The sequence below is a fragment of the Streptomyces sp. NPDC031132 genome, from assembly GCF_055570595.1.
On record NZ_JBVIGX010000068.1, the window covers coordinates 1,169 to 15,215 of the forward strand.

Consider the following 14,047-nt stretch of genomic DNA (forward strand, 5'->3'; position numbering starts at 1 on the left):
GTCCTCCTGTCTGCCTCGGCCCCTATTCACTTTCCGGCTGCAGTTACCCATCCACCACCACCCCCCAACCGCCGGTGATTCCCCTCCCCCCCCCTCCTTCCCCCCCCCTCCTCGCATACCGGGGGTTACACGAATGCCGGGTCAGTGGTCGGAGTAGCTGAAGTCGCCCATGGTCCAGGCGCTGACATCCGCGATCGAGACGCGATACATCCCACCCGTCTCCGGGATCCCCACCGTGCCCTGAAGGATGCGGGCCACATGGAAGTGCAGATGAGTGGGCGGCCCCTCTTCGGGTGTCGTGGCGGTGAAGATGGCGGCGAACTCGCCCAGGCGGGCGGAGTCCGTCAGGACCTCCGACACCCGCTGCCTCCACACGGCTTCGGGTGCCAGCCGACCGGTGATGACAGCGCCACCGGTGACAACGGTCAGGGACATCTGATTGCTTTGCCCGGACTCCACCAGGGTGGCAACGTCAACGAGCAGCTCGTCAGGCTTCGACATGGGAGCCGATTTTATGCACCGGTCGTCCCGTTCTCTCGACCGGGAGGACTACCGGTCGAGAAGAGCACTCACCGCCTTCCCGCCGGAGGCCCGACGGGTGACACCGGTTGCTCGGGCGTGCGGTGACCATGGGCCAGCCGAACTTTCCGGTATGGCCGCACAGGACAGGAGGCCCGAGCCCCTGATCTGCTGTGCAGGCTGCTCTGCGCATCCGGGTCGACCGCGAACGTCTAGCTCTCCTCGGCGGGCACGAAAATCTATGGCGGCCGGAGTAGACATTGAGGGGTGACGTAGTTATGGTTTCTCTCGTAGCCCAGAGAGACAGCAAGGCCTGGCAGAGACGAACTGCCGGGCAGCAGTACCCGCAGTTGCAGTTCGCATGACGGTGCGGTGGTGGAGTTCCGAAGCCAGGGTTTTTGCAGGACGGCGACGGGGCTGACGACCGGACCGGGTGGCCCGCAGTCATCAGGGGCCGCCGAGAGCAGTACCGCAGTTAACGCAGTGGCAGTACCCGTAAGTGCAGTTCGCAGTACCCAGCAGTGAAGTAAGTGAGCAGCACCTCGGTGAAGGCGTCGGCTGCGGGCGCGCGCACCGGGAAGTTCGGCAGTGGGGTTCTAAGCCAGAGCAGACGCAGGATGGGCGACGGGGCTGGCTGCCGAAGAGTGGCGCTAGGTCAGGCCACCAGCAGTACCAGCAGTACCAGCAGTAAGCAGTTGATCACCGAGGGAAGAACGGAGGAGCCGAGCACCATCAGGATCGCCCGGGCGGAGCCTTGAGCCCGGGTACCGCAGGACATCGATAGCGAGGTGGTCTCCGGTCACGCATCCGCGATCCCCGCACTCCCGGCAGCATCACGGCCGGGTCGGCGGAAACATGAGGTCGGCGCAGTATCAGGGCCGACAGATGGTGTAGTAGTTCCTTCGGGGCCCTGGTGCCGTACGGCACCAGGGCCCCTCCATGCGTTCCACGAGAGAGGTGCAATGACAGCAGACGACTCGTTCGGCCGTCTTGACGACGACGATTACCCCGCCTACACGATGGGGCGGGCAGCCGCCATGCTCGGCACCACCCAGGGCTTCCTGCGCGCCATCGGCGAAGCCCGTCTGATCACCCCGCTGCGCTCCGAGGGCGGCCACCGCCGATACTCCCGCTACCAACTGCGCATCGCAGCGCGCGCCCGGGAACTCGTCGACCAGGGCACCCCCATCGAGGCCGCCTGCCGCATCATCATCCTCGAGGACCAACTCGAGGAAGCCCAGCGCATCAACGCCGAATACCGCCGCGCCGCCGAGTCATCCCCACCGCTGGCCTCGGACTGAGGTGAACTCGCCGGCCGTCGGATACGACCCGGAGCCCTGACGAAGGCGTACTCATGCGCGGATGCCCGGGGGAGATCCGCGCCCGTGGCAGCGCCGCGCATGCCCAGGTGGGTGCCGTGCGCCGCCCGGCTGGACCACTGCCCGGTTCCTTCCGCGCCCCCGACACCCGGGACGCCCCAACCCGTTGGGGCCTCGCTTCGTCCCGAAGGCGGCATCCGTCTCCACCTGACGACGGACACCGACTACGTCGTAGAACCTGCCCTTCCTCACTCGCCACCGTAGACCGTCCTTAGGCGCCGGCGCTCGAGGGACGCAGGCCGAGGCGCGACCAGCCCCCGTCCCAGCGCTCCTGGGTGTTTTTCGTGGAGCTTCTTGAGCGCCACGATCGTGCCGGACGGCTTGTGCGTCGCTCGAAAGACCCCTGCATGCCCCCCTTCGCGATGGGAACCCGTTCACAGGAGTAGTCCTTGCGTTCGCCGCGCGCGGCGCTCCGGACCTCTTCGTTGCCGTCCCTCTCCGCCGCTGGGTAGAGCGTTTGCCGGACAAGCGCGGGCGCGGTTTTCCACGTGCGCTGTGAGGCCGACGGGCGGGGTGGGGCGTCATCCGTGTGCCTCGGCTCGCAGGCGACATGATGCAGACCGTCCCTGTGCGTGTCAGCGTGATCCGAGAGGAATCCGTACCCATGCATCAAGAGGAGTCGCCGTCATGGATGGCAGGCAGGACAAGAGTCAGCAGCCGGGCAAGGGCCGTGAGGCGCAGGAACACCATCGCCCGGGAGACCCCGCGCAGCCCCAGCCGGGCAAGTCGTCCCGCGAGAAGAGACAGAAATCCGGCCGGAAGGAGACCTCGAGCCGCCGTGAGAACGACCTGCTGCGCGAAGAGGACCTGCACGACGAGGGGCTTTGACCAGCGAACCAACGCTCATACGCCCAGGACCCGGCCGGTCCACCGTCACTCCGACCGGCTCTGTCGCATCCCACCCGACGCCGAAGAAGCGGGCCGCCCGCCACGGGGCCGCCGCGCTGGGGGGCTCGGCCTGAGGATCGGGATCAGCCTGCCGCATCGGCGGCGCGTCCTCAGGCTCGGGTGTGGTGGGCGATGAGGATCTGAGCGGCCTGCGTGATGTTGTCGGCGCGGACGGCGCGGGTCATCGCTTCGCGGGCCGCGTCGGCGGGTGGTGTCCGGGGGAACCACCAGCAGGGCGAAGTGGTCGTTGTGGCCGCGAGTGACCAGGACGGTGTCGTCGCCGACCGGGTCGGAATCGAGGTGCACGACCTGGCCGTCGACGACCAGGCGGGGCGGGAGGTCGTTCCAGGCGGACGCGTCCACACCCACGCGGGTGATGGGTCCGAGATGCCCGGTCAACACGCTGATCAGCGCGGGCAGCTCGGTTCCGATGTCGCGGGTGCGCGGCCACCACGCGCCGTCCAGGAGCCCCTCCCGGGACCGCGTGGTCTCCAGCCGCAGCAGAGCCGTACCCGGTTTGATCGCCTGGTGGATCGCATCCGGCAGGAGCAGTGGGGATGTGTGGGGGATGTCGGAGTCAGCCATGCGGGTCCGCCCGTCCACGGGGTGCGGCCGTACTGCGTCGCAGGTCGGCACCGGTGCCGGTGCCGGTCGGGCGACGTGCGCGGGCCTGTCGTCCTTTCACGGTACTCCCGTCGCCCACTCCATCACCCGCCGGAAAATACCTGGTCAGACCGGCCATAGCCCGCCGAACAGGCGTACAGTGAAAGCACCGGGAGTACTTCGCGCACCCGCTTTCACGCGGGTGTCATTTCTGGCGATCGCCTAAAAACCGGGCTGCCGACGGGCGGTCCGGGGGCAGGTCCACACCATGACCACCACCCTCGACCGGACCGCGCCCCGCGACCTCGCCTCAGAGTTCCCGGCTCGCTTGTCCCTCGCCCCGAGGACCACGCTCGCCGGCCAGCTGGACGGGGCCTGGTGGCCCTACTCCCGCGACCTCGAAGCCGAGCTTCCACCGCTCGTCGCCGCCCTGGACGAACCCTGGGGCCGCGTCACCCGTGTCACCGTGAACCCCATGTGCTGGCCCGTCGTACCGCGCAAGGTTCCCGTAGGCGGGCGCGTGCTGCACGTGGGCTGGTTCACCGAACAGGACCCCGACAAGCTGATCCTGCTCTCCTACACGGTCGGCCGCTGGGACCTCCTCGTCATCCCGCCCGAGACCGGACCCGCCGCCGCACCCGTCTGATGGCCGCCGCGGCGATCCCCGGCAGCGTCCTGACCGCAGGCGTCCTGATCGCCAACGAAACCGTCATCGGGCGCGGCATCCGCGACGCCCGCCGCCGGGAAGCCACCTGGGAGAGCGAAGGCGGGGCCTGCATGTCCCCCTTCGGGAACTCGATGGGCCGAAGCGCCCTCCCCCTGCCCGGAAACGGCTGGCGGTGAGCTCCGTGGAGACCATCGTCCTCATCGCGGTGATCATCCTCGCGATCGCCATCGGAATGCGCTGGATCCACCTGCTCAACGCCCAGCACGACGCGCGGATCGAGGCCTACCGCTTCAGCACCCCCCTGCCGAGGCCTCCCGGCCTGCCGGACGACACCGGTCGTCGAGCCCACCACACGGATGCCGACCGGTGAGGAAGGGACCTTCCTCCGACCGGGGGCAGCGGTCGGGGCGTCACGGCGCCCCGAACCGCCGGCCTCTCGCCCACCCCGAAGGGAACCACGCCCACGTGAAGTACATCGAGAACCAGGCACGGCCATCGCTCGGGCACGCCGAGGTACGGATCATCGCGCACACTCCCGAAGCCGCCCGAGCAGTTGCGGAGGCGCTGCGTCACTGGTTCGCGGGCACGGAACAGCACAGCTACCCCGCCCTCGACGGCAATACCCGCCTCCACCTCACAGTGGACACGGCAACACCCGCCGACCCAACCCGTTCATGGGTGGCCGCCGGCCGGTCCCCCGTCGGCGCCATCGCCCACTCCGACGAGATCTGAGAAGCCCCGACCGGCCCGGAGCCCACCCGCACACGCACGAAAGGACGCGGTCATGGCCACGCTGCGCGAACGCAAGACCTACCGCGCTCAGGTGCTCCGGGTCCTGTACGAAGCCGTCGAAGGCAACCGCCTCCTCGGTATCACCGGGGCGCAGCTGCGGCGCGACCTCCACGTCCCGGAACAGGACCTGGCCGCCGCCTGCACCTACCTGGCGGGCGAAGGGCTGATCACCGTCGACTGGGAACCCGGCAACACCCCCGCGATGGTCACCCTCACCCACGAGGGAATCCGGCGCATGGAGGCCGAGGAGGAAGAGACGGCCTAGATGCGGGCGAACTCCTCGGTCTGGTGGGCGAACTCCTGAGCCATGGCGGCGCTGACCGTGGGCCTGGTGTCGCCGATGGTTCCCAGGTAGTCCTCGGTGGTGGGGCGGGCGCGGGTTCCGGTGTCGAAGGTGCGCTCGAACTGGACTTGGGAGACGGTACGCGCCACATGGGCGATGTCGGCAGGGGTGAACCCCTCGCTGGCGGTCGCCAGCACCGCGCTGTCGGCCTCCGCGCCCGCTCGGGCCAGGTAGCTCCGCCACAGCGCGGTCCTCGCGCGGTCGTCGGGCGGGCCGATCGGCAGAACGTAGTCGAAACGGCCATGCCGCAGGAACGCGGAGTCAAGCGTGGTCACGTCGTTCGTGGCGCAGACGAGCAGCCGCCCGTCCTGGCCCCGGAACCGGACGATCGCCTTGAGCAGTTCGTTGACGACGCCGACCGCGGTCGCGTCCGCGCCGCTTCGGGTCCCCGCAATCTCCTCAACCTCGTCGATGAAGACCAGGACGTGGTCGAGCCGGGCAATCTCGTCGAAGCGCCGGTTCAGCCCGCTGGCCAGACCGTCCTCGGCGGCCAGCCGGGCGGGGAACAGTTCGAGGAACGGCCATCCCAGACGGCTGGCGATCGCGTGCGCGAACGTACTCTTGCCGGTCCCCGGCGGACCGAACAGCATCACCGCCCGCGGCAGCTCCACTCCGTGCTGGGCGGCCATTTCGGGATGGGCCAGCGGCAGCACGAGCCGCCGCTCGATGAGCTCCTTCTCCCTCTCCATGCCCGCGACCTTCTGCCACAGTCCTCCGGGCGGCAGCTCCGCTCCCAGCGACGCGAGCATGCTGACCGCCTGAGGGGTCACTCGCCCGCGCTTCTCGAAGAAGACCATGCCCGGACGGGCGCCGAAGCCGCAGTTGTGCAGGGCGGTGGCACCGGTCTCGCCGTCGGGCAGGACCGCGTGCACCGTTCGGATACCACCGGCGAACAGCCGGTGCTCCAGAGCCGTGATCAGGTCGCTGCCCAGCCCCTGGTGACGCCAGGCAGGCGCCATGCTGATGCGCAGGATCCACGCCCGGTCACCCTCCACCCTGCTCACCGCGGCGCCGACCACCACCTCGTCCGCGGTGGCCACCACCGCAGGGTGGAGAGCCTGGAGGGCCGCCACGGCGTCCGAGAGCGGAAAGAGAGGTGGCTCTTCGGCCGTGCCGCTCTCCGCGTCGACTCGGATCACCGCTTCGAGATCATCCTGGGTGTACTCCCTGACACGCCAACCCGTCATGGTCAGCTCCGCATGTTCGGCCGTACTCCCATCATCGGTCGATGTGCGCGGGGCGCGCACATCGACCGGGCGAACGGTGTGGTCCAGGGCCTCCACGGCAACGCCGGTGCCGCGGACCGCCCGGGGAGCGTGCTGGCACGGCCCCTTCAGGCCGGCGGCACTGGACGGCACAGCGACACCTCACGGCGGCAGAGCCCACCTCGGTTGCCGTCGTCCGCTCCATGACGAAGCCACAGGTCAGCGACCTGGGGCTGGTTTGTCACCAGACGAATCCCTTCACCACCGCGGGCAGGAAAATGCCTGGTAGCAGCCGGTCAGGCCCGCCGGCGGGCGACGGGACCCGACCGTGCAAGCCCTGCGTGAACCGGCCCACCGGGGAATCCGGAACGTGGAGGCCGCCGGGCGCGGAAGCCGTATGGCGTGCCCGGTCGCGGGGGAGCATCCTGGAGGCCACGCCGCCCGTGCAGCCGGACGCCGGCCCGCCGCCCGGTTGGAGGCAACAGGATGACCGTCGTAGGGCGCGGGGACCCGGACCTCTCGGAGAGCTTCGGGGAGGAACTGCTCGGGGCGCTCCTGGACCGGGCGCACGAGCTGGCGCCGCACATGGTCGTCCCGCTCGTCGCCGAGACGCTGGCCCGGATGGGGGGCCGCGAACCACAGATCCTGCTCCAGGACTACGGACAGCAACAGCTGGTCCCCCTGCCCGCCGGCGGCGTGGCCGCAGGTGACCCGCAGCCCATCGACCGGTCCGAAGCCGGCCGGTGCTTCCTGGAGTCACGCCCCGTCGAAGTCCTGACGCCCGACGGCGTACGGGTCCACCTGCCCCTGCTGGACGGCGGCGACCAGGTGGGGGTCCTCGCGGTCACCCTGGACGTGATCGACGACGACGCCCGCCGCCTCCTGTGCAGGATCGCGGGCCTGGCGGCCGACCTGCTGGAGACCAAGAACGGCTACACCGACCTCTTCTTCCGGACCCGCCGCAGCGAACCGATGAGCGTCGCCGCGGAGATCCAGTGGTCGCTGCTGCCACCGCTGTCGATGGTGATGCCGCGCGTCGCGGTCGCCGGAGTCCTGGAGCCCGCCTACGCCGTGGCGGGGGACAGCTTCGACTACGCCCTGAACGGCGATGTCCTGCACCTCGCCATGGTCGACGCCATGGGGCACGGCCTGGACGCGGCCACTATGGCCACGGTGGCCATCGGCGCGTACCGCCACGCCCGCAGGATCAGCATCGAACTGTCCGAGATCTACCTCTTCATGGACCGGGCCGTCGCCGAGCAGTTCGACCCGGACCACTTCGTGACCGCCCAGATGATGCGTCTGGACACGGACACGGGGCGCCTCCAGTGGGTCAACGCGGGGCATCCCGCGCCGATGCTGATCCGCGCGCACCGCGTCGTACGCCGTCTGGACAGCCCCACGACCCTCCCCGTCGGCTTCGGAGGGGCCCAGCCGCAGGTCAGCGCGGTGGCGCTGGAGCCGGGCGACCGCGTCCTCTGCTTCACCGACGGCCTGATCGAAGAACACGAAAGCGGGCAGGAACAGTTCGGCGAGGAGCAGCTGATCGACTGGGTGAACCAGCTGGAGCAGGCTGACCACGGGATCCGCACGATGGCTCGGGACCTGTCGCACACCCTCAAGCGGGCACGCGGCGAAACCACCTCGGACGACGCGACGCTCGTCCTGCTCGAGTGGCGCGGATGACGGAAGGCCGTGCCACAACGTGCCAGTAGGGCCCACATTCAGCTCGGCGGCCCGATCGTGCTCGTGTGGGACAACTTGCGTATGCACCTGGTCGAACCGATGCGCGAGTTCATCGCCGACCACGCGGACTGGCTCGCTGTCTTCCAGTTGCCGAGTTACTCGCCGGACCTGAACCCTCAAAAGGGCATCTGGTCGCTGGTCAAGCGCGACATCGGCAACCTGGCCGCAGCCAACCTCGGCCAGATCACCCGCGCCGTCAAGCACAAGCTCAAGCAGATCCAGTACCGCCCGGACCTGGTCGACGGCTGCCTGGCCGGCACCGGCCTGATCATGGACGGCTGACCGGCATCACGCATACGCCGTTGGGGCGAAGTCTCAAGCCGGCGGGATTCCGGCCCGGCCCGGAGAGGGAGACCCAACGTTGTGACAGGTCATGCAGCTGGACACGTAATTCCGTACGAGGTGCAGGGCAGCGGTCCGGAGCGGGTCCTCGCACTCCACCACTGGCTCAGCGACAGGTCGAGTTTCGCCGATCTGCGGCGGTACCTGGACGGGAGCGCGTTCAGTTATGCGTTCGTGGACTGCCGTGGGTACGGCGAGGCGATGGACACCCCCGGCACGTACACGATGGAGGAGATCGCGGCGGACGCCCTCGCCGTGGCCGACGACCTCGGCTGGAACACCTTCTCGGTCATCGGTCACTCCATGGGCGGCAAGGCGGCCCAGCTGATGTTGCTGGACGCCCCCTCGCGGGTCCGCTCGATCGTCGGCATCTCGCCGGTACCAGCGTCCGGGTTCCCACTTGAAGGGGAGATGTGGGACCTGTTCGTCGGGGCCGTGGAGGATTCCGGCAACCGCAGGACGATCTTCGACGTCATCACCGGCAGCCGGCACGACGATGCATGGCTGGATGCCAGAGTGAGCGGCTCTGAACGCTCCTCGTCGGCGGCCCTGCGCTCGTACCTCGAATCCTGGACTCGTGGCTCCGACATCCACGAGCGGATCGAGGGAAATCCAACCCCGGTGCTTGTCGTAGCCGGTGCGAACGACCCGGCGATGGGCCCCGACACCATGCGGTCCACCTGGCTGCAGTGGTATCCGAACGCCGAGCTCGAGGTCTTCGACGACGCCGGCCACTTCGCCCCGGACGAGAGCCCGGAGGCCCTGGCGACAGCGGTCGAAGGATTCCTCAGCCGCCACTGAAGTCGAATGCGTGATGTCGGCCTGATCATGGACAGCTGATCCCGATCAGGCCGACATCACGCATTCAACTTCAGTAGGTAGGTCAGGCCGGCCAAGCACTCTGAGCGGCGCGTGCCACTACGTGCCAGTCAGGGCGGTAAACAGCGGTCAGCAGAGGACGGTCCGGAACCCTCGGAATCAACCTCGAAAGGCACATCTTCGCAGGTCAGAACCCTAACGAACCTCAAGTGCCGAGTGATTCCCAAGCTTATAGCGCGGGTTCGATTCCCGTCATCCGCTCTTGAACGAAGGCCCAGGTCACAGACCTGGGCCTTTATCGTTGTCTAGACCTAATCGGGAGGCGCGCACCACTTGCGCACCTCTTAGCCCCCGTGAGCAAAGCGAAGAAACGTGGATGGGAGTGCGGGAGCGGGTACTTCGGCTTGCCGAACACCCCAGAGCAGACAAGACCTTCGGGGCACGGGCGCATGGCTTTCGCCTCCAGTCATGAGCGAAACAGAGATCCGAGCGCTGGAAGCGGACCTACGCGTCAGTCTGCCAGCGCAGTATCGGAGTTTCCTGCTCCGCGTCGGAGGAGGGGGAGCAGGCCCCCGACTGCGGCCTGATGACGCCGACCATAGGCAACGGTAGGTGGCAGTGGCCCGGCATCGGGCCGGCCTTCCCCGCACAGCCGACCACCGCCGAGTTCGCCGGACGCCCCTTCGTGGCCGAGGCGCTGCGAAGCGGGCTCACCGCGATCGAGAGAGTTCGGTCGCGCGTACGTGGCCTGGGATGCACGCTGCGAGGAGCTGTACGACGCGCAGGAGGCGGGGGCGGTGTTCCTCGGCGAGCAGGGCTGCTATGCGTCCCTGATGGTGATCACGGGCCGGCACCGGGAGGATCTGAGACCGATGGACCGAGGACTCGAACCGACCGGGCATGACGTCGCGCACTGGTGCTGAAGGTGGCTCGTGCGCACCGAGCGACGCCTCGAGACCTGACAGGATGGGGACGACGCGGTACTGCGAACGCCATGAAATGCGCAACGGCGCCGACTTGCGCTCCGCGCGCGCCTTACGGCAGCACACCCACCACCCGCTGCCGCGATGCAGGGCACAGCGTCGGCTTCGCGACGCTGCACACCTACACCGGACCCATACAACCTGCTTCTTGCGCCCGCATCGCCCTTCTTGGGCGGGGGCGACCCTTACGTCGTTCGATGCGACACGGGTCCAGAGATTGGGATTCTCGGATCGTCGATGTCGACTGAAATCTTGAACCCCGAGGTCGACGTAAAGACAGCAACGTTTCCGGACAGCTGAATCCGATCAAACGGATTGGATTCCCTAAAGAACATTGCCCAAATCAACGCACGATCAAAAGTCAAACGTGCGATGAACCCCTCCGAACCGTACGAACCCTCACCGCCCCACAGCAGCCCCTTCTCTCCCAGGTCTACGGCGGAAAGCCCATCGACCGAAGACACCCAAGACGGATCGCTTTCCAGCATCTCATTGAGATCGAAGGGGGCAAGCACCGTGAAACCCCTCGGTGCGGAGCGGTCGAGGGCGACATCATAGGAGTGCCCGTCGGCGTAGTGGAGTGCATCCTTACTGGGGAGCTCAAAGTCTTCCCACAGGCTTTCGATCCCGGTCATCTGTTCTTACCCTTCCCGTTGCGCACGCGCTCTGGCCTCTCCTGGAGTCCAGTCGGAGGAACTGGCTCACCCAGGCCTCACCGGTGAACGGGCCGCCGGGCCGCACCGCATTTCCGGCGCGGACTCGCTGCCCCGCCCTTGCCCGTAGCCGTAGGCATGCACCACCTGAACACCCTCCAGGAGCTGAACACCTAGCTGCCGGTCGCCGTGGCGGTGATCGTCGATCATGTGTCCCGTCACCTGCCGGCCAGGCCGGAGCCTGCGCGGACAAGCTGCACCGCGCCACGTAGAAGGTCGCCAAGGAGATCCTCGACGACCTGGCGAAGCACGTCCGTGAAGCTCCTCGAACACGACCGGCAGCACCTTGAGTTGGACCAGGTCATGCGTGCGTACCTGGGGCAGCCTGCCGACGACACCACCACGAGCCTGCGGGACGACGGCCGCCAGGGCATGTTTTCGCTGGTCAGAAGCAAGATGATTGAGCTGGGCATCGGTGATTCCCAAGCGTGTTGAGCGGGTTCGGTTGCCGGCATCCGCTCAGACACGAAGGCCCAGGTCAGAGACCTGGGCCTTCGTCGTCAGTTGACTCTCCGGTCCGCGGACCGGGGCCGCCCTGCGGGCGGTGCTTCAGCTCTGGGCGGTGGCGTCGTCCGTCTGCCCGGCGCCCTCGGTTGCGGCGGCCTTCTCGCGCATCTTGCGCACCAGCTCCGCCTTCTGGTCGGCGGCGCCCTGGCGGTCGAGGTTGCGGTGCGGACCGTTGTTCTGGCGTTCGGCGCGGGACAGCCTCTTGCGCTGGCCGCCGCCCATGCCCACGGGGTTGTTGATGTTCTTGCTCACGGTCATGGGTTCTCCAGGTGAGGATGCGAAGTGATCTACGGATGCATCGGTGGGGGACGGGCGCGGCGACGTCGAAGGGCGTCAGCAGGGGCCCGTCACGCTCTCACTCGTAAATCGGCGTCCGGAAGAACATGCCAATGACGTTACCCGGTTCCGTCGGCCCCGCACACCAAGCCCTTCGCCGCCCCGGTGTCGGCCGGGCCTTCGACGGGCGCCGCGGGCAGGCCGCGCCCGTGGCGGCATCACGAATTGCGATCGAACCATGACGCGTTGTCAGGGGTAGCTGCTTTCATGGGTCGGTTGCGCAGGGAGGCGCAACGCGAGTGATGAGGGGGATACGGCTGTGCCCTGGATCAAGAAATACGTGCGGTCGGACGGCACTCCGGTGAGCGGTCATGTCCGGCTACCGGCGGGTGCTCGGCGCGAGAGCGCGCTGCTGGGCATGTTCGTGGTCGGCGTATTCGTCTTCGGCAACGGCACGACGAGCGCAAGCTCGGGGGCGGCGCCCGGAGGGGAGTTACCCCAGCCGCAGTCGACGGTGGTCTACCCGATCAAATGGCCGGCCTGGGACGAGCGGGAACAGCCCCGGCCGACGCCGACCGTCTCCTACCCGATCGTTTTCCCTGGCACGGGAAGCGGCCGGTGACCCGGCGTCCGCCCGCGAGGCGACGTACGCGCAGCCGCACCCCGCGTCGCCGCAAGAATTCGGGCTCCGAAGGCTTGGTCTTCCTCGGGCTCGCGGCTCTGGTGGTCGTCAGCCTGATCGTGGCGCTGCTGAACTGGCTGGCCGCCCACCCGTGGGTCGTGGCCCTCCTGCTGCCGGCCGCGGCCTGCGCAGGCGGCTTCCGGGTGTGGCGACGGCGGGAGGCGGCCCGCTGGGAACAGGCGCGGTCCCTGGGCCTGCGTTACGCCGTCGAGCACCTCGACGGCCTCCACCACAACGACTTCGAGTTCGCCGTGCGGGACCTCATGCACCGCGACGGCTGCTCCGACGCGCAGAAGGTGGGGGGACGGGGAGACAACGGGGCCGACGTGAAGGCCACCGACCCCTACGGGCGCCGCTGGGTGATCCAGTGCAAGCACCGCAGGGCCGGCTGGTCCGGATCGGCGATCGGCACACCCGACCTTCACGTCCTCAACGGCACCGGTCGTCAGATTCACGGCGGCGACGTCCTGGTCATGCTCACCAACGGCCGTTTCTCCGGCCCCGCCCTCGACTTCGCGAAGTCCCAGCGCCTCCACCTCGTCGACCGCCACCTCCTCGCCCAGTGGGCCGGCGGCTCCCGCCCCCTGTGGGAACTGCTGCGGGCCGTTCCACCACCTCGCAAGCCCGGCTCTCTGTCCTGATCGACGGAACGAGACCACGCTTGATCGAGAACGAATCAATATCTGTGCCCGCGGTCTGAGAGTTTGAGGGACCCCGCAGGGAGACTTTTTACCACCGCGCATAAGGTGGAAATATTCAGCGCACACGAGCCACTGCGGCGTGCTACTGTCGATGTCAGTTGCAGTTTTGGTACCCAAAAACTTCAAGCGTATCCAGTCGGCCTCCGCGCCGCACGGAAGCGCTTTATATTTCTCGGTCATTTCTCCGGGCGGGGCATCATCGCGGCGACACGGTGTCCGCATGGCGCGGATTCCGGTGTACTGCCTCAAAGGAGATATGACATGGCTACTGGCACCGTGAAGTGGTTCAACGCAGCAAAGGGCTTCGGCTTCATCGAGCAGGACGGTGGCGGCGCCGATGTGTTCGCCCACTTCTCGAACATCGCCGCCCAAGGTTTCCGCGAGCTGGCGGAAGGCCAGAAGGTGACCTTCGACATCGCGCAGGGCCAGAAGGGCCCGACGGCCGAGAACATCGTTCCCGCCTGACACTGACGCGCATTTTGCAGCTGGGGCCCGCATCCCTCGGGGTGCGGGCCCCAGCTGCACCCGCACATTTCCCGCAGTGGCCTCTCCCGCGGGACGCGGTATTCACGGTTGCAGATTTCCGTAGGCCAGATTCACTTTCGCATTCCATTCGGCCCGTTCCGGTAATTCCCTGCGCTGCTCTTCCGCTGCGGGAGTTCCTTGATGCGTGCCGTGTCAAGGAAGGTTCTGAATGAACCCCGTACGTACGAACGAGCGTTCCTCCCGCACCCGCAGCCGCACCGGCGGCTCCGCTTTCGGCGCGGGCGGCGCCGGTTCGCCTCGAGGCGGCCGCTTCGGCTCCTCCACCCCGAGCCGTTCCGGAAGTCCGAGCCGTTCGGGCGGCTACGGCCGCCGGCCCGCTGCGGTCCAGGGCGAGTT

General features: G+C 68.0%; 17 protein-coding genes and 4 pseudogenes. 16 read left to right on the forward strand and 5 right to left on the reverse strand.

Annotated features, from left to right (window positions below; translation table 11 throughout):
- Nucleotides 1–141 precede the first annotated feature (141 nt).
- Entirely contained in the window at nucleotides 142–501 is a 360-nt protein-coding gene (locus ACZ49B_RS38345; RefSeq protein WP_468315750.1) for a hypothetical protein, read from the reverse strand.
- A gap of 980 nt (nucleotides 502–1,481) precedes the next feature.
- Between ACZ49B_RS38345 and ACZ49B_RS38350 the strand changes: the two genes are divergently transcribed.
- Together ACZ49B_RS38350 and ACZ49B_RS38355 are read left to right on the forward strand one after the other, a co-directional pair.
- The gene (locus tag ACZ49B_RS38350; protein ID WP_468315753.1) at nucleotides 1,482–1,820 is read left to right on the forward strand and encodes a MerR family transcriptional regulator; all 339 of its coding nucleotides are present in this window, start codon (nucleotides 1,482–1,484) and stop codon (nucleotides 1,818–1,820) included.
- 705 nt (nucleotides 1,821–2,525) lie between these two features.
- Entirely contained in the window at nucleotides 2,526–2,726 is a 201-nt protein-coding gene (locus ACZ49B_RS38355; RefSeq protein ID WP_468315756.1) for a hypothetical protein, read from the forward strand.
- Between the two features lie 170 nt (nucleotides 2,727–2,896).
- Here ACZ49B_RS38355 and ACZ49B_RS38360 read toward each other — a convergent pair.
- Nucleotides 2,897–3,371 (reverse strand): annotated as a pseudogene (locus ACZ49B_RS38360) (DUF5994 family protein).
- A gap of 286 nt (nucleotides 3,372–3,657) precedes the next feature.
- On the opposite strand from ACZ49B_RS38360, the pseudogene ACZ49B_RS38365 reads away from it, so the two are divergent.
- The 4 genes and pseudogenes from ACZ49B_RS38365 to ACZ49B_RS38380 all read left to right on the forward strand — a co-directional run bounded on the left by ACZ49B_RS38365 (nucleotide 3,658) and on the right by ACZ49B_RS38380 (nucleotide 5,113).
- Nucleotides 3,658–4,232, forward strand: a pseudogene (locus ACZ49B_RS38365) (DUF5994 family protein).
- Nucleotides 4,233–4,237: 5 nt separating this feature from the next.
- Nucleotides 4,238–4,426, forward strand: coding sequence for a hypothetical protein (locus ACZ49B_RS38370; RefSeq protein WP_467951263.1), 189 nt, complete (start codon nucleotides 4,238–4,240; stop codon nucleotides 4,424–4,426).
- A gap of 95 nt (nucleotides 4,427–4,521) precedes the next feature.
- Nucleotides 4,522–4,788 carry a hypothetical protein gene (locus tag ACZ49B_RS38375; RefSeq protein ID WP_468315759.1) on the forward strand — a complete coding sequence of 89 codons (267 nt, stop codon included), beginning with the start codon at nucleotides 4,522–4,524 and terminating at the stop codon, nucleotides 4,786–4,788.
- 52 nt (nucleotides 4,789–4,840) lie between these two features.
- Nucleotides 4,841–5,113 (forward strand): hypothetical protein, encoded by a 273-nt coding sequence (locus ACZ49B_RS38380; RefSeq protein ID WP_468315761.1) that lies wholly within the window; start codon nucleotides 4,841–4,843, stop codon nucleotides 5,111–5,113.
- Here the strand turns inward: ACZ49B_RS38380 and ACZ49B_RS38385 are convergent.
- Entirely contained in the window at nucleotides 5,110–6,378 is a 1,269-nt protein-coding gene (locus tag ACZ49B_RS38385; protein ID WP_468315764.1) for an ATP-binding protein, read from the reverse strand. The two genes, ACZ49B_RS38380 and ACZ49B_RS38385, sit on opposite strands and share 4 nt — an antisense overlap.
- A 504-nt stretch (nucleotides 6,379–6,882) precedes the next feature.
- Between ACZ49B_RS38385 and ACZ49B_RS38390 the strand changes: the two genes are divergently transcribed.
- From ACZ49B_RS38390 to ACZ49B_RS38410, 5 genes and pseudogenes are all read left to right on the forward strand, one after another.
- On the forward strand, nucleotides 6,883–8,082 hold the full coding sequence (locus ACZ49B_RS38390) for a PP2C family protein-serine/threonine phosphatase (protein WP_468315767.1): 1,200 nt from the start codon (nucleotides 6,883–6,885) through the stop codon (nucleotides 8,080–8,082).
- Between the two features lie 27 nt (nucleotides 8,083–8,109).
- Nucleotides 8,110–8,424, forward strand: a pseudogene (locus ACZ49B_RS38395) (transposase); the annotation flags it as partial.
- Between the two features lie 81 nt (nucleotides 8,425–8,505).
- Nucleotides 8,506–9,285, forward strand: a complete 780-nt coding sequence (locus ACZ49B_RS38400) for an alpha/beta fold hydrolase (protein WP_468315770.1) — start codon at nucleotides 8,506–8,508, stop codon at nucleotides 9,283–9,285.
- A gap of 486 nt (nucleotides 9,286–9,771) precedes the next feature.
- Nucleotides 9,772–9,915 (forward strand): SMI1/KNR4 family protein, encoded by a 144-nt coding sequence (locus tag ACZ49B_RS38405; RefSeq protein WP_468315773.1) that lies wholly within the window; start codon nucleotides 9,772–9,774, stop codon nucleotides 9,913–9,915.
- A 131-nt stretch (nucleotides 9,916–10,046) separates the two neighbouring features.
- On the forward strand, nucleotides 10,047–10,226 hold the full coding sequence (locus ACZ49B_RS38410; protein WP_468315776.1) for a hypothetical protein: 180 nt from the start codon (nucleotides 10,047–10,049) through the stop codon (nucleotides 10,224–10,226).
- A 245-nt stretch (nucleotides 10,227–10,471) separates the two neighbouring features.
- Here ACZ49B_RS38410 and ACZ49B_RS38415 read toward each other — a convergent pair whose 3' ends face one another.
- On the reverse strand, nucleotides 10,472–10,921 hold the full coding sequence (locus ACZ49B_RS38415) for a hypothetical protein (RefSeq protein ID WP_468315778.1): 450 nt from the start codon (nucleotides 10,919–10,921) through the stop codon (nucleotides 10,472–10,474).
- A 333-nt stretch (nucleotides 10,922–11,254) separates the two neighbouring features.
- On the opposite strand from ACZ49B_RS38415, the gene ACZ49B_RS38420 reads away from it, so the two are divergent.
- The gene (locus ACZ49B_RS38420) at nucleotides 11,255–11,434 is read left to right on the forward strand and encodes a hypothetical protein (protein ID WP_468315781.1); all 180 of its coding nucleotides are present in this window, start codon (nucleotides 11,255–11,257) and stop codon (nucleotides 11,432–11,434) included.
- A 114-nt stretch (nucleotides 11,435–11,548) separates the two neighbouring features.
- Here ACZ49B_RS38420 and ACZ49B_RS38425 read toward each other — a convergent pair whose 3' ends face one another.
- On the reverse strand, nucleotides 11,549–11,764 hold the full coding sequence (locus tag ACZ49B_RS38425) for a DUF6243 family protein (protein ID WP_468315783.1): 216 nt from the start codon (nucleotides 11,762–11,764) through the stop codon (nucleotides 11,549–11,551).
- A 337-nt stretch (nucleotides 11,765–12,101) separates the two neighbouring features.
- Between ACZ49B_RS38425 and ACZ49B_RS38430 the strand changes: the two genes are divergently transcribed.
- The 4 genes and pseudogenes from ACZ49B_RS38430 to ACZ49B_RS38445 all read left to right on the forward strand — a co-directional run.
- Complete coding sequence (locus ACZ49B_RS38430; RefSeq protein WP_468315786.1) at nucleotides 12,102–12,404, forward strand: hypothetical protein; 303 nt, start codon at nucleotides 12,102–12,104, stop codon at nucleotides 12,402–12,404.
- A 74-nt stretch (nucleotides 12,405–12,478) separates the two neighbouring features.
- The gene (locus tag ACZ49B_RS38435; RefSeq protein ID WP_468315789.1) at nucleotides 12,479–13,105 is read left to right on the forward strand and encodes a restriction endonuclease; all 627 of its coding nucleotides are present in this window, start codon (nucleotides 12,479–12,481) and stop codon (nucleotides 13,103–13,105) included.
- A gap of 321 nt (nucleotides 13,106–13,426) precedes the next feature.
- Nucleotides 13,427–13,630, forward strand: a complete 204-nt coding sequence (locus tag ACZ49B_RS38440; protein ID WP_468315792.1) for a cold-shock protein — start codon at nucleotides 13,427–13,429, stop codon at nucleotides 13,628–13,630.
- A 229-nt stretch (nucleotides 13,631–13,859) separates the two neighbouring features.
- Nucleotides 13,860–14,047, forward strand: a pseudogene (locus ACZ49B_RS38445) (DEAD/DEAH box helicase); the annotation flags it as partial.

What these genes read in the sequence shown, in the direction of transcription:
- ACZ49B_RS38345 (WP_468315750.1), bottom strand. Translation starts at nt 501, where the DNA reads ATGTCGAAGCCTGACGAGCTGCTCGTTGACGTTGCCACCCTGGTGGAG.
- ACZ49B_RS38350 (WP_468315753.1), top strand. Translation starts at nt 1,482, where the DNA reads ATGACAGCAGACGACTCGTTCGGCCGTCTTGACGACGACGATTACCCC.
- ACZ49B_RS38355 (WP_468315756.1), top strand. Translation starts at nt 2,526, where the DNA reads ATGGATGGCAGGCAGGACAAGAGTCAGCAGCCGGGCAAGGGCCGTGAG.
- ACZ49B_RS38380 (WP_468315761.1), top strand. Translation starts at nt 4,841, where the DNA reads ATGGCCACGCTGCGCGAACGCAAGACCTACCGCGCTCAGGTGCTCCGG.
- ACZ49B_RS38385 (WP_468315764.1), bottom strand. Translation starts at nt 6,378, where the DNA reads ATGACGGGTTGGCGTGTCAGGGAGTACACCCAGGATGATCTCGAAGCG.
- ACZ49B_RS38390 (WP_468315767.1), top strand. Translation starts at nt 6,883, where the DNA reads ATGACCGTCGTAGGGCGCGGGGACCCGGACCTCTCGGAGAGCTTCGGG.
- ACZ49B_RS38405 (WP_468315773.1), top strand. Translation starts at nt 9,772, where the DNA reads ATGAGCGAAACAGAGATCCGAGCGCTGGAAGCGGACCTACGCGTCAGT.
- ACZ49B_RS38415 (WP_468315778.1), bottom strand. Translation starts at nt 10,921, where the DNA reads ATGACCGGGATCGAAAGCCTGTGGGAAGACTTTGAGCTCCCCAGTAAG.
- ACZ49B_RS38425 (WP_468315783.1), bottom strand. Translation starts at nt 11,764, where the DNA reads ATGACCGTGAGCAAGAACATCAACAACCCCGTGGGCATGGGCGGCGGC.
- ACZ49B_RS38440 (WP_468315792.1), top strand. Translation starts at nt 13,427, where the DNA reads ATGGCTACTGGCACCGTGAAGTGGTTCAACGCAGCAAAGGGCTTCGGC.